This is a genomic window from Lysobacter korlensis (assembly GCF_042434515.1).
This window is the reverse complement of the sequence record NZ_JBHLTG010000007.1, coordinates 92,449-104,355: the sequence shown is the minus strand read 5'-3', so window position 1 is coordinate 104,355 and position 11,907 is coordinate 92,449. Positions and strand designations below refer to the sequence as shown.

13 protein-coding genes are annotated in these 11,907 nt (G+C 68.7%); 8 read left to right on the top strand and 5 right to left on the bottom strand.

Annotation, left to right across the window (positions count from 1 at the left end; genetic code table 11):
• Positions 1–96: 96 nt before the first annotated feature.
• The gene (locus tag ACFFGH_RS25280) at positions 97–861 is read left to right on the top strand and encodes a polysaccharide deacetylase family protein (RefSeq protein WP_386673517.1); all 765 of its coding nucleotides are present in this window, start codon (positions 97–99) and stop codon (positions 859–861) included.
• 75 nt (positions 862–936) lie between these two features.
• Positions 937–1,488, top strand: coding sequence for a J domain-containing protein (locus tag ACFFGH_RS25275; protein WP_386673515.1), 552 nt, complete (start codon positions 937–939; stop codon positions 1,486–1,488).
• 72 nt (positions 1,489–1,560) lie between these two features.
• On the opposite strand, the gene ACFFGH_RS25270 is transcribed toward ACFFGH_RS25275, so the two are convergent.
• From ACFFGH_RS25270 to ACFFGH_RS25255, 4 genes are all read right to left on the bottom strand, one after another.
• The gene (locus ACFFGH_RS25270; RefSeq protein ID WP_386673513.1) at positions 1,561–1,965 is read right to left on the bottom strand and encodes a hypothetical protein; all 405 of its coding nucleotides are present in this window, start codon (positions 1,963–1,965) and stop codon (positions 1,561–1,563) included.
• Between the two features lie 211 nt (positions 1,966–2,176).
• Entirely contained in the window at positions 2,177–2,683 is a 507-nt protein-coding gene (locus tag ACFFGH_RS25265) for a hypothetical protein (RefSeq protein WP_386673511.1), read from the bottom strand.
• 107 nt (positions 2,684–2,790) lie between these two features.
• A complete protein-coding gene (locus ACFFGH_RS25260) occupies positions 2,791–3,663 on the bottom strand; it encodes a formate/nitrite transporter family protein (RefSeq protein WP_386673509.1) in 873 nt (290 codons plus the stop codon).
• A 224-nt stretch (positions 3,664–3,887) separates the two neighbouring features.
• Entirely contained in the window at positions 3,888–5,588 is a 1,701-nt protein-coding gene (locus ACFFGH_RS25255) for a SidA/IucD/PvdA family monooxygenase (protein ID WP_386673507.1), read from the bottom strand.
• Between the two features lie 122 nt (positions 5,589–5,710).
• Here ACFFGH_RS25255 and ACFFGH_RS25250 point away from each other — a divergent pair, with 122 nt between their 5' ends.
• From ACFFGH_RS25250 to ACFFGH_RS25225, 6 genes are all read left to right on the top strand, one after another.
• The gene (locus ACFFGH_RS25250; protein ID WP_386673506.1) at positions 5,711–6,115 is read left to right on the top strand and encodes a (R)-mandelonitrile lyase; all 405 of its coding nucleotides are present in this window, start codon (positions 5,711–5,713) and stop codon (positions 6,113–6,115) included.
• A 191-nt stretch (positions 6,116–6,306) separates the two neighbouring features.
• Positions 6,307–6,471, top strand: coding sequence for a hypothetical protein (locus tag ACFFGH_RS25245; RefSeq protein WP_386673504.1), 165 nt, complete (start codon positions 6,307–6,309; stop codon positions 6,469–6,471).
• Positions 6,468–6,887 carry a TadE family protein gene (locus tag ACFFGH_RS25240; protein WP_386673502.1) on the top strand — a complete coding sequence of 140 codons (420 nt, stop codon included), beginning with the start codon at positions 6,468–6,470 and terminating at the stop codon, positions 6,885–6,887. Before ACFFGH_RS25245 ends, ACFFGH_RS25240 begins: the two co-directional genes overlap by 4 nt.
• Positions 6,844–7,314 carry a hypothetical protein gene (locus tag ACFFGH_RS25235; RefSeq protein ID WP_386673500.1) on the top strand — a complete coding sequence of 157 codons (471 nt, stop codon included), beginning with the start codon at positions 6,844–6,846 and terminating at the stop codon, positions 7,312–7,314. Before ACFFGH_RS25240 ends, ACFFGH_RS25235 begins: the two co-directional genes overlap by 44 nt.
• Positions 7,311–7,745 (top strand): pilus assembly protein TadG-related protein, encoded by a 435-nt coding sequence (locus tag ACFFGH_RS25230; protein WP_386673498.1) that lies wholly within the window; start codon positions 7,311–7,313, stop codon positions 7,743–7,745. Before ACFFGH_RS25235 ends, ACFFGH_RS25230 begins: the two co-directional genes overlap by 4 nt.
• 118 nt (positions 7,746–7,863) lie before the next feature.
• Positions 7,864–10,518, top strand: a complete 2,655-nt coding sequence (locus ACFFGH_RS25225) for a DUF4062 domain-containing protein (RefSeq protein ID WP_386673496.1) — start codon at positions 7,864–7,866, stop codon at positions 10,516–10,518.
• A gap of 96 nt (positions 10,519–10,614) precedes the next feature.
• On the opposite strand, the gene ACFFGH_RS25220 is transcribed toward ACFFGH_RS25225, so the two are convergent.
• On the bottom strand, positions 10,615–11,868 hold the full coding sequence (locus tag ACFFGH_RS25220; RefSeq protein WP_386673494.1) for an MFS transporter: 1,254 nt from the start codon (positions 11,866–11,868) through the stop codon (positions 10,615–10,617).
• Positions 11,869–11,907 lie beyond the last annotated feature (39 nt).

The following is an 11,907-nucleotide window of genomic DNA, read 5'->3' as shown; positions in this document are numbered from 1 at the left end:
CAGCAACAACAGCCGGTCGAGTCGGCTGCCGGGCAGCCGATGCCGGGCATTCGCTCTCGGCCCGGTCCAGACCCGAGCTCTGGGGGTCCTCCGGCGATGTGGAAGAGACTGGCGGTGCGCACCGCGGTGGTCGCCATGGTGGGGGCCGCACTCTGCCTCACACCCGCACCGGCCGGCGCCAGCCCGGGGCTCGCCGCGGACCCCGCGATCGCGTCGTCGCCGAACGTCACGGCCGCGGCGACCTACACCAACTCACGCTGCGGCAACACCAGCGGCCGTGTGCTCCTCACCTTCGACGACTGGGCGTACGGCGACCCCTACCGGGCCACGAGGATCGGCGGGAACCTGAGGGCGAAGGGCATCCGCGCCGCCTTCTTCCTCATCAACGAGCACGCGAGCAAATACCCCGACATCGTCGCAACCCTCCGGCAGCAAGGCCATTGGGTGGCGAATCACACCTGGAGCCACCCGAACCTGACCACCCTGTCGGACTCGAGCATGCGGTGGCAGATCAGCAACGGGGTGACCTCGAACCGTCTCCGGCCTCCGGGCGGCGCATACGACTCGAGGGTCTCCAGCATTGCCTCCGGCCTCGGATACCGGATCTGCATGTGGACCATCGACACGCTCGACTGGCAGTACGTCGACGGGGCCCGGCGGAGTGCCATGAGCATCCGGGCCCGCATCAACGGCGCTTCCTGGTCGGCGAAGTCCAGCGGCGGGATCCTCGGCCACCTGTCGACCAAGTACCCGGACGCACTGCCGGGCATCATCTCCGACCTGCATGGTCAGGGGCTGCTCTTTTGCCACAACCGGGGTCCGGTCGGGGTGAACATGCCGTTCCCGCTGACGTGCACGTAGGGCCGACGGAGCGCTGAGCCTGGGCGGCGTCCGCGCGACCAGGCTCGCCGATCGCCCCTGACCTACGCTGAGTGGGTGGACCCGGCGACGGCGGCGAGAGTGCTGGGTGTCTCGCTGGACGCATCGAGGGCCGACATCGAACGGGCGTTCCGCCGACGTGCCCGCCTCGAACATCCCGACCTGACCGGCGACGCGACGGCGTTCGCCGCAGTGACTCAGGCTCGCGACGTGCTGGTGCGCGCCGAGGGGTGGCGGACCGCGGCCGCGGATCCGCCGCGGGCCAGGACGACGGGCGCGTCGGCTGCGCGTCGGGGCTTCGACCTGCCTCCGCCGGTGCTTGCCTTGCTCTGCGTGCTGCTGGTTGCCGGAAGCCTCGTCGAAGGGCTGGCCTCGACGAGCCCGTTCGCACCGCTGGAGCCGGTGCTGCGCTCCGGGTTCCTCGTCGGGACGGTGGTCGGCTACGCGCTGACCCGCCGTCGGGTGCTGGGGATCCTGAGCGCGATCGCCATCGTCACGACGGCCGTCGCGACGCTCGTCTGGGTATCGTTCGGCTCCCTCCTGGGCGGCGCGCTCATGGCGCCGGCCATCGTGCTGCTGGTGCTGCACGGGCGGAACCGTGCGCTCTGATCGTCTGCGGCACGGCTCGGCGGGTGGGAATCGGGAACCCAGGGATGGCTGAGGAGGCGGAAATGCGTGCCCTCAGAAGACGCGGGCATATCCCTGCGCGACGAGGTGCCGCTTGAAGGCCACCTCGAACGCATCGTCGAGCGGCACTCGGGAATTGACGACCTCGGCCTGCGCTTCACGATAGACGCGGGTGAAGACGGGCCACCACGACTGGTCGAACATCACGTTGAATGGGCCTGCGACGGTGGCGGCGACTTCCACAATCGAGTTGCGGATCAGGGCTTCCGCGGATGCCATCATGAACATCCCCGCCACGATCGCGATCGCGCCGACGACGATCCCGAAAACGAGCTGTCCGGCAAGAATGCCGACAATGATCGCCCCAGCGCCGATGCCGAGCACCGTCTTACCCCATCCTCTCCGTGAGCCGGACCGGCGGGCGGCATCAGCAAGTTGTGTTGGGTAGAGGAAGCTCACTCGTTCCGCCATTTCATCTCAGCTGTCATGTGCGATCGGGCGACCACGGCGAAACCATAGCGTCTGGCAGGAGTTCTGAGCTCACGACTCGCGCGATGCTGCCTGCGGGCGGCTCTTCGAGGAGATCCATCGGATCGCGCACCCGTGACCCGGATGGGTGCTCAGGCGAATGCGCCTATGACGATCGGCGCGTCAAGCCCCACGCCGCTCTCTACATCCAGCCTGTCAGTTCGAGGATCTCGCGGGCGGACTCATCGATCGTCGCGGGGTGGGTGACTACCTGAAAGTGCCGGATCCGCTCGTGATCGGACCGAGCGTGGTAGACGTCGATCCACTCTCGCAATGCTGCGGCCCACTCGTCTGTGGGCTCGCGTTCTGTCACTCGCTCCATCAACACCCGGATCGGTGCGGTCGTCTCACAGATGATCAGCCGTGCCCCCGGCAAGACCGCGCGGAGAAGGCCGACCTCCTCTTCATCGTTGAACACCATCGGGAGAATCAGCTTGATGTCGGGGACGGCGGCGACATAGTTCGGCCAGATGGCACGGAGGTTCTCGCGCGGGAACGACCGACCGGGATACGGGTGCACCAGGCTCAGCTCGTCCATATCGATGACGCCGTGCGCCACGTCCGCCACCCGTAGCGCCTCCGAAAGGGCCCGCGCGAGGGTGCTCTTCCCGGAGCCCGGAGAGCCGTGCAGAACCAGCACATCTGCCACGACCAGCATTATGGCTCAGCCGGTCGGGTTGCTCTCATCGGCTCAACGTCGCAGGCGAGGTGAACGAGGTCGGTGGGTCAGGCTGAACCGCCCAGCCACTCGCCGGATCAGGCGCCGCCCGGATGCTCCGACCGCGGCGCGTCCGGATCTGCCGGCGACTCCGCCCGCCGCTTCTCGATGAGCTCCTTGGCCCGCAGCAGACGCAGCGCGGTGACGAGAAGGATGCCACCGACGACGTTGAAGAGCAGCGTGTACCCGAACCAGCCCAGCCACTGCAGATAGGTGATGTCGGCTCCGGCGTGGATGGCCCCGAAGATGAGCAGCGAGTCGAGCACGGAGTGGAAGAGGGGAAGGCCGGCGAGCAGCAGAGCACTGGCGAGGGCGGCGACGATCTTCGCGACGTCCGACTCGGTTCCCTGCTGCATCCGGGTCATGAGGGTGATGGTGCTGCCGCCGAGCAGGGCCAGGGCAACCGTCTGAAGGGAGAACGGCGCGTCCGTGAACTGGCGGGCGGAATCCGTCAGGGTGGCCTCCCACTGCGGGAACGCTTGCACCACGAGCCACATGATCATCCAGCCGCCCGCGAGGTTCGCGATCAGGGTCGCTCCCCAGAGCTTCGCGAGCTGCGTCACGCTGGCCTCGCGCGCGACCACGGCGGCGATGGGCAGCAGGAAGTTCTCGGTGAACAGCTCGCTCTTGGCCAGGAGAAGGGCGATGAAGCCGATGCCGAACGCGAGCCCGGCAAGCAGCTCCATTCCGGTCGCGTGGAGCACCGCCAGGAAGGCCATCACCCCGAGACCCACCTCGAGGCCACCGAAGAACCCGGTGATCAGCATCGCCCGGAATGTGCGCTCCAGCCGTTCAGCGCCTCGGGTGACGGTGACGTCGAACGTCTCCTCGAGCTCATCCTCGACCGGAGCGTCCGTCTCACCCAGCTCGGCCCGTCGCCGCTTCCGGAGTTCCCTGCGGTTCTCGGCCATCCGGTCCTCCGTCCTCTGGCTCCTTCAGCGTCGCCCAGATGCCGCGGATCGGCAAAGCGAGTCAGGATTTCCGCGGGAATCCAGCAGGTCGGTCAGGCTCGGCCAGGTCGTTCGGGCCGAGAAAGCCTTGCGTTCCCACGTCGCGGATCGCGAGACGGACTGGCGCAGCGCATGCTCGTCGCTCCTTGCCAATCGCGTCCGAAGCGGAGGGGAGTCCAGACCCACTATCGGGAGCGCGACAGCCTCGTGGCTTTCGTCGCCTCGTAGCCGCGCGGCAGGATGTCGAACGCGAGGGGGGTCTCCTTCGCCAGCACGAATATCTCGATCGCGTGCTTGAGGAACGACTCCACCGGGGTGATGCCCTGCAGCATCAGATCGATGTGAAAGTAGACCCACTGCTGCAGCCAGCACGCGCCGCGGGCCCAGATGAAGGAGTGCGTGAGGCTGTTCTCGCTCAGTTGGCGGTGCGCTGCTCGTTGCATCTGCCGCTCGCTCCGCTCCTTGCGCACACACAGGTGGTAGACGGCGAGGTCGGCGGAGTTGGTGGCGCGCATCGGTCCCCACGTCGTCCACAGCGCCGTCGACGAGGCGAGCGCCGGCAGCGTTGGCACGATGAAGTGGTTGAAGAGCTTCGCCCGAGGTTCGAGGGTCACCGGCTGGCCGTCCTTCTCCAGCCCGAGCGTGTCGATGCCGCTGCGGTTCCCGGTGGCCCAGATCACGATGTCGCCTTCGATGGTGCGACCGTCGGCGAGGATGAGCCCGTCGGCCGCGAAGCGCACCGGATCGCCGATCGTGAACGGGATGCCCTGGAGGTCCCTTCGCTGGGTGGCGCAGAGCACCCCGCCATGGAAATGGGTGAAGTCGGCGTGCGGCCTCCCGAAGGTGGTGAGGTAGCCCGACGACCAGTGCAGCACAGCCCCCAGTCGCTTCGACACGCCGAGCCACAGCACGGTTGCGAGGTAGGAAAGACCTCGGATTCTGTCCATCGGCGATGATGCGTTGTGCAGCAGCGTTTCGAACTTGTAGAAGAGGTACGGTTTGCGCATCACCCACTCGAAGTTCTCGTGGCCGGCGCGCCGCAGGGACAACACGACGTCGCACGCCGCTTTGCCGCCGCCCACCACGACCACACGCTGATCGCGGTGCACGATGTTCTCGAGCTCGGCGGTGGAGAACTGGGTCGTGTGCAACTGGCGACCGCGGAACTCCTCCGCCCCGCCCAGCGTCGGGATTTCGCCGAAAGCCGCCATGGACGCCCAGATCACCAGATCGTACGGCTCTGTCGTGCGCGCCTCCCCGGTGCGAGTGTCGGTCACCTTCAGCGTGGCGGTGCGATCGGACGACCGGTAGCTGATCGCGTCGACGTTGGAGTTGAATCGGCACGAAGACAGCAGGTCGTGCGCGTCGGCGAACCGGTGGATGTACCGCTCGACCTCCTCGGCCATGACCTTTCCGCCCTGCACGTCCGGGTCGTCGCTGTAGGCGAAGCCGTCGAACGAGGTCACGGTCATGCTGCCGTGGATCTGCAGGCCGTGGTATCGCAGCTGCGGAGACCAGGTTCCTCCGATGTGGTCGTAGCGTTCGAAGACGTCGACGTCTGCCACGCCGAGCCTCCGGAAGCGCTCCAGGCATTGAAGCCCGCTCCACCCCGCACCGATGATGGCGATCCGCAGCTCTTCGGGCCTGCGGTGGAACCGCAGCCGCCTCACCCATATCCGTCGCGCGACGATGCAGATCAACACGATCGGCGAGAGTGCGAGGAAGGCGAGATACAGCAGGAGGGTGGATACGGCGACGAGCAGCCAACCAGCAGGAGCCCACCATCGGAGACGTTCGACCGGCGTGCCGAGACCCGAGTACGGGGTGATGAGGGGCGGGGGCGCGAAGACCGGATCTGGCGTGGCTCGGCTGGTGTCCGCCCTCATAGCCGGAGCCTACGCGTTCGAGTCGGGATGTGCTCCGTATTCGACGAGACAGTCCCGCAGTCGCATCGGTCACTGGGTGTGCGAACGCCGGCCCAGGGGTCCACCACACGTTAGGAACCTCGATGGAACAGATTCCGGCTGGCCGTACGGGCAAAGCCTCCCCCCAGGCCTTCACCGGCGACGTCTACATGACGCCGATCACCACGCCGCGACCACCATCCCGGCTCTTCGCGGCCATGGTCCGGTTCACGCCCGGCTCGCGCACGCACTGGCACTCTCATGCGCTGGGCCAGACGCTCTACGTCACCGAGGGCGTCGGCATCATCGGCACCCGCGACGGCGTCGTCCGCGTCAGACCAGGCGATACCGTGTGGGCGCCGCCCGGTGAGGAGCACTGGCACGGCTCCGCCCAGGGTTACCTGATGTGCCACATGGCCATGCTCGAGTGGAACGACGACGGCAGTGACCCCACCACTTGGCTCGAGCCGGTCACCGACGAGCAGTATCGGGCAGCGAACGAAAGCTAGTGCCCGTCCGCTCCTGGGGCACGACGTTCCTGGACTCGGGAGGGTCGCGTCGGTCGTCACCGGCAGGTTGAGCTCGTCCATTCGCCGATCGAGCACAGATGCGTTCATCCCTGGTCACCTCGATGTGGCGCGTCGGGAACCGCTGTGGAAAGTCTGCAATCCACACTGCTTGGCTTCGACACAATGTCGCCATGAAGCGACTCGCCGAGGGCCTGAGTGACGACCGGGGCGACGTGCCCGGCTGGGTGCTCATCACGCTGATGACCGCTGGGCTCGTCGTGGTGATCTGGGCACTCGCCGCGCCCGCTCTGAGTTCCGTGTTCGAACAGGCGATCGAGCGTGTCACGGGACTGTGATCCTGCGACGCCCCGCGCTTCTTGGGGAGGAGACCGGTTCGGCGCCCGCGGAGTTCGTGCTGGTCGCCGGCCTTCTGACGCTCGTCACGCTGTCCGTCATGCAGCTGGGACTGGTGCTGCACGTGCGGAACACCGCCCTTGATGCGGCGTCGGAGGGCGCGAGGTTCGCGGCGCTCGCCGATGCCGGTCTCGAACGCGGGCGGTCGCGCACCGAGGAGCTGCTCACCACGGCGCTCGGCCCGGGCTACGCCGGGGGTGTGAGCGCCGCGTACGGCGACGCGGCCGGGCAGGCGATCGTCGTGGTTTCGGTCCGAGTCCCTCTTCCCCTGATCGGGATGGCCGGACTGCCTGAGGGGTTGGAGGTGACCGGCCGTGCCGCGCTGGAGGCGCCCGCTGCTGCGCCGACTGCGGGCTGAGACGACCGGATCCGCGTCGCTCGAGTTCCTCGGCGTTGGTCTGCTGCTGCTCGTGCCCATCGTCTACCTGGTGCTCACACTCGCCGCGTTGCAGGCGGGCGCGCTCGCCGTCGAGAGCGCGGCGCGGCAGGCGGCCAGAAGCTTCGTGCTGGCCGCAACGCCGGAGGAGGCCGCTGCCCGCGCGGAGCGGGCGGTGGAGCTGACACTCGCGGACTACGGCGTCGACCCGTCCACCGCGGAGGTGAGCGTCGCGTGCGCACCCGATCCGGCCGCCTGCCTCTCTCGACGCGCCCTCGTCACGGTGACGGTCGGCATCCGGGTTCCTGTGCCGCTGGCGCCGCCGGTACTGGACGTCGAGGCGCCGCTCAGTGTGGGCATGGTCGGCGTCTCGACCCAGCAGGTCAGCCGGTTCTGGGGTGGGGGATGAGGCGCGCCCGCGCGGACGGCGGGTCGATCCTGCCGCTCACGGCCTGTTTCGGCGCGCTGGCACTGGTGCTCGTCCTGCTCGTCACGGCGGCCACGTCGCTGCACCTCGAGCGGAAGCGGCTGCTCACCCTCGCGGACGCCGCCGCGCTCGCCGGGGCGGAGTCGTTCGAGCTGGCGGACGTCGAGCTGACCGAGGAAGGGCCGCGCCCGGTGCTTCAGGGCGACTCGGTCCGGGATGCGGTCGTCGACTTCGTCGGCCGGATGCCGCTGGATGGGTTCGAAGAACTCACGGTGGCGGAGGCGACCACGACCGACGGCAGGAGCGCATCCGTGACGCTGACCTCGCGGTGGCGTCCACCGGTGATGACGCTGTTCCTGCCGGAGGGCGTCGCGGTGGAGGTCACCTCCGTCGCGCGCTCCGTGTTCGGGTGATCGCCGCCGGTCGAATCCTCGAGAAGACGGCGCGCGGTGCCCATCAGGAAGGTGGCGCAGGCCTACCAACAGGCGTGCTCGCGGAGCACAATGGGCGCATGGCTGAGGCGCCGGGGTCATGACCGCGGAGCCCGCCGTGCGGTCGCGGATCCGGACTCCGGATCAGCGGCTGCGCGTGTTCGTCAGCTCGACGCTTCAAGAACTCGCCGCCGAGCGGAACGCCGCGCGACGTGCGATCGAGCGGCTGTCGGCGGCGCCGGTGATGTTCGAGTTGGGCGCCCGCCCGCACCCGCCCCGGTCGCTCTACCGCGCCTACTTGGAGCAGAGCGACATCTTCGTCGGCATCTACTGGGAGCGGTACGGGTGGATCGCGCCCGGCGAGACCGTGTCGGGACTGGAAGACGAATACGACCTCGCCCCCACCGAGATGCCGAAACTCATGTATTTCAAGGAGACCAAGGGGGAACGCGACCCCGGGTTGGTGCGGCTCTTGGACCGCATCCGAAACGACGACACGGCCGCATACAAGCACTTCCGAGACGCCAAGGAGCTCGCGCGGCTCCTGGTGAGCGACCTGGCCGTTCTGCTGGCAGAGCGCTTCGACGACAGCCGGTCGCCGGCGCACCGCACCCGGTCCGAGTCCTCGGAGCATCCCGAAACCCCGCCGTCGACCGCAACCGCCCTGCCTGATCCGCTCACCCGCCTGTTCGGCCGAGAGCAGGCCATCCGCCACCTGGGGAATCTGCTGGCCGCACCCGAGGTGCGTCTCGTCACCCTCATCGGCCCTGGCGGGATCGGGAAGACCCGCCTGGCGATCGAGGCAGCCCGCACGTTCGCCGACCGCTTCGGGGACGGCGTTCTGTTCGTCCCGCTCGCGCCGATAGACGGTGCCGGGCAGGTCCCGAACGCCATCGCGCAGGCCCTTGGCGTGCCGGACACCGGGGATGCACCGCTCGACCGGAAACTCGTCGTCTCTCTGCACACCCGGCAGCTGCTGCTGATCCTCGACAACTTCGAGCACGTCGTTGATGCGGCTTCGCTGATCTCCCGCTTGCTCGGCGAGGCGCCGAGGCTGAAGCTGCTTGTTACGAGCCGGGTGCTGCTTCATCTGGCGCCGGAGCGGGCCTACGAGGTGCCACCGCTCCAGCTGCCGGATGCCTCCACCGCAGCGTGGGAGCCGGGGCGGTCGTTCACGCCTTCGGTGGAGCTGTTCATCGAGCGAGCCCGGTCGGTGAAGCCGGACTTCGAGGTCAACGCCGAGAACGTTGCGGCTGTCGAAGACATCGTCGCCCGCCTCGAAGGGGTGCCGCTGGCGATCGAGCTCGCCGCGGCCCGCGTCCGGCTCCTTCCGCCGCGCGCCCTGCTCGGCAAGCTGGACCGGCAGCTTGCGGTCCTCGTCGGCGCACGCCGCGACGCACCGTCCCGGCAGCAGGCGGTGCGCAGCACCATCGAGTGGAGCACCCGGCTGCTCAGTGACGAGGAACGGGCGCTGCTGTGGCGGGTCGGCGTGTTCGCCGGTCGCTTCTCGCTCGAGGCGGTGGACGCGATCGGTGACCCCTCCATCGATGTGCTGACCGTGCTCGAAGGGCTCGTGGACGCAAGCCTCGTGCGTCAGTACGAGCGCAACGGCCGCACCTACCTGCAGCTCCTCACGACAGTCCGGGAGTACGCGCTCGAGCGACTGGAGGCTGAGGGGCTGCTGTCCGAGCTGGAGGACGCCCATGCGCACCATTACGCCGACTGGGGTCAGCGAATGGGTCACCACCTCGTCGGCCCGAGACAGCGTGAAACGCTGCTCGCGCTCTCCGACGAGCGGGACAACATCCTCAGCGCACTGCGGCATCTGCTGGCAGCCGGCGACTGGGACACCGCTGCGCAGCTGGTGTACCGGCTCTACGTCTACTGGTGGATCGACGGGCTGCTGGGCGAGGTGGGGGAGCGGATGACGATGCTGCTCCAGACAGGCCAGCCGATGTCCAACCGGAGCAGAGCGATCGCGATGTGGATGAGCTCCTTCTCGGGACTGTTCCAGCCAGGCGGCAAGTCGCCCATCAGCGGCCTCGCCGAGACCGCGGAGCTCTTCGCTCAAGTCGGGGACCGGACCGGTGAACGCTTCGCCCTGGTGGCACTCGGAGTCGAATATGCGACCACCGACCCGCCGGACCTCGATCGTGCGACGGCGGCCATGGAGCAAGCGCTTGACGGCGCAGCGGAAGGTGGTGCCGACAGCTGGGATGTCTGGGCCCGGGCGTTCGCGCTCGTATCGCTCGGGCGGCTGGAGCTGGCTCAGCGGAACCTGCCCCGCTCGGTCGAGCTGTTCCGGGAGGGGCTGCGTCTCTCGGAGGAGATTCAGGACGACTTCGCACTCACGTTTCCCCTTTACCACCTTGGCTGGGCGAACCTGTGGGATGGCGACGTCCCCGGGGCGGCCGGGCTCATGGAGCGGCAACTCGAGCTCACCCTTCGCCTCGGTCACAGCCAGGGCGTCGCGTACGCGCTGGAATCCTTCCTTGGAGTGGCGGCCGGACTCGGCGACATCGAGACGGCCGGCCTGCTGAACGGCGCCGCGGTCGCCCTCCGGGAGCGCTTCGCCGTGTTCGACCCTCAGGACGGGATCTTCCGCCTCGGCGTTGTGGAGAAGATCCGTCGAGGAGCGGGCCGCGAGAGATTCGACGCGGCGGTCGAGCAAGGACGGCGACTCACCGTCGACCAGGCGGTCGCCATCGCCCGGGAGGTCGCAGTCGCCGCTCAGCGGGCTCAGGCCGATCCGTAGACGCGGCAACGGTACGTCTCGACGCTGCGGCGCCCGGTGCAGGTTGCGATTGCCGCACGATCACCTGCCAGAGACGCCCGGGTCGAGGATCGAGTCCTATCCGGGCCCGCGGTGCGGTGCGAACCGCGGCACGTACCGAGCAAGCACCGCGGCGCCGGCGAGCCCGACGACACCGATCCCCGCCACGGCGATGGACAGAGACGTGAGGGCCGTGATCACCGAGACGGCGAGCGGCGAGGCGGCGGCACCCAGACTCGACGTGAACCGCCACGCGCCGAGGAAGGGGGCGGGATCGTGATTGTCGGCGAGGTCCGCGCCGAGGGTCATCACGATGCCGCTGCCGATCCCGTTCGCCACCGAGAGGAAGAACGCCATGGCGATGAACCACTGCACGTTCGCCGGCACGTCGTGCGTGAATGCCAGCACCAGATGGCCGAGCGACATCCCGACGACCGACGGCATCGCGCTCCACATGCGACCCCATCGGTCCATGATCTGGCCGCTCGTGTAGAACAGCGCGAAGTCGATGCCGCCGGCGATCCCGATGATGAGGGCGATGCTCGCCGCGTCGATGCCGATGCTGATCCCCCAGAGGGGCAGCACGACCGCGCGACTGGCGCGGAGCGCGCTGATGATCGCGGCCCCCGCGCCCATCCGCAGCAGCACCCCGCGCTTCGCGGCGATCGTCGGCCAGAGCCCACGCGCCTCCGCTTCGACGAGTGCCTCGCCCTCGCGAAGCGGCCGGCCGTCGGGCGCGAGCACCGGCGGGCGGGCGGGGATCGGGTCGCTGAGCACCAGCAGCACGGCGGCGGAGGCCAGGCAGGCGACGATGTGAATCCAGAAGGCCGAGGCCGCATCCCCGGTGACCGCGATCGCGCCGGCGGTGAGGAACGGGCCGACGAAGAAGCCCGCGCGGAAGACCCCGCCGAGGGTGGAGAGGGCGCGGGCGCGGTAACGCAGCGGCACGAAGCTGGTCATGAACGCGTGCCGGGCGAGGGCGAACACGGCGGTCGCCATCCCGATCACCAGCACGCCGAAGCCGAGCGCCCACGGGTTCGGCGCGAGGATGCAGATGACGAGTCCGACGATCGACGCGAAGGCCGCCCCGATCATCGCGGGCCGCTCGCCGATCCGGCTGACCAGCCAACCGCTGGGGATGTCGCCGACCAGCTCGCCGATCATCAGCGCTGCGGCGATGAATCCGGCGATCGCGAGCGACGCGCCGAGGTTGCCGGCGACGAGCGGAATGATCGGGATGATGGCGCCCTCGCCGATGGCGAAGAGCAGGGCCGGCAGGAAGGCGGTGAGTGCGACGGAGCGCCAGGGGAAGGCGTCGTCCGTCGCAGCCATATCGCTCTCACACTACGCCCGCGCCGCCCGGAAAGGCGG

Excerpts from the sequence above, each read along its gene's own strand:
- ACFFGH_RS25280 (WP_386673517.1), top strand. The coding sequence starts at position 97 with ATGTGGAAGAGACTGGCGGTGCGCACCGCGGTGGTCGCCATGGTGGGG.
- ACFFGH_RS25260 (WP_386673509.1), bottom strand. The coding sequence starts at position 3,663 with ATGGCCGAGAACCGCAGGGAACTCCGGAAGCGGCGACGGGCCGAGCTG.
- ACFFGH_RS25255 (WP_386673507.1), bottom strand. The coding sequence starts at position 5,588 with ATGAGGGCGGACACCAGCCGAGCCACGCCAGATCCGGTCTTCGCGCCC.
- ACFFGH_RS25250 (WP_386673506.1), top strand. The coding sequence starts at position 5,711 with ATGGAACAGATTCCGGCTGGCCGTACGGGCAAAGCCTCCCCCCAGGCC.
- ACFFGH_RS25245 (WP_386673504.1), top strand. The coding sequence starts at position 6,307 with ATGAAGCGACTCGCCGAGGGCCTGAGTGACGACCGGGGCGACGTGCCC.
- ACFFGH_RS25230 (WP_386673498.1), top strand. The coding sequence starts at position 7,311 with ATGAGGCGCGCCCGCGCGGACGGCGGGTCGATCCTGCCGCTCACGGCC.
- ACFFGH_RS25225 (WP_386673496.1), top strand. The coding sequence starts at position 7,864 with ATGACCGCGGAGCCCGCCGTGCGGTCGCGGATCCGGACTCCGGATCAG.
- ACFFGH_RS25220 (WP_386673494.1), bottom strand. The coding sequence starts at position 11,868 with ATGGCTGCGACGGACGACGCCTTCCCCTGGCGCTCCGTCGCACTCACC.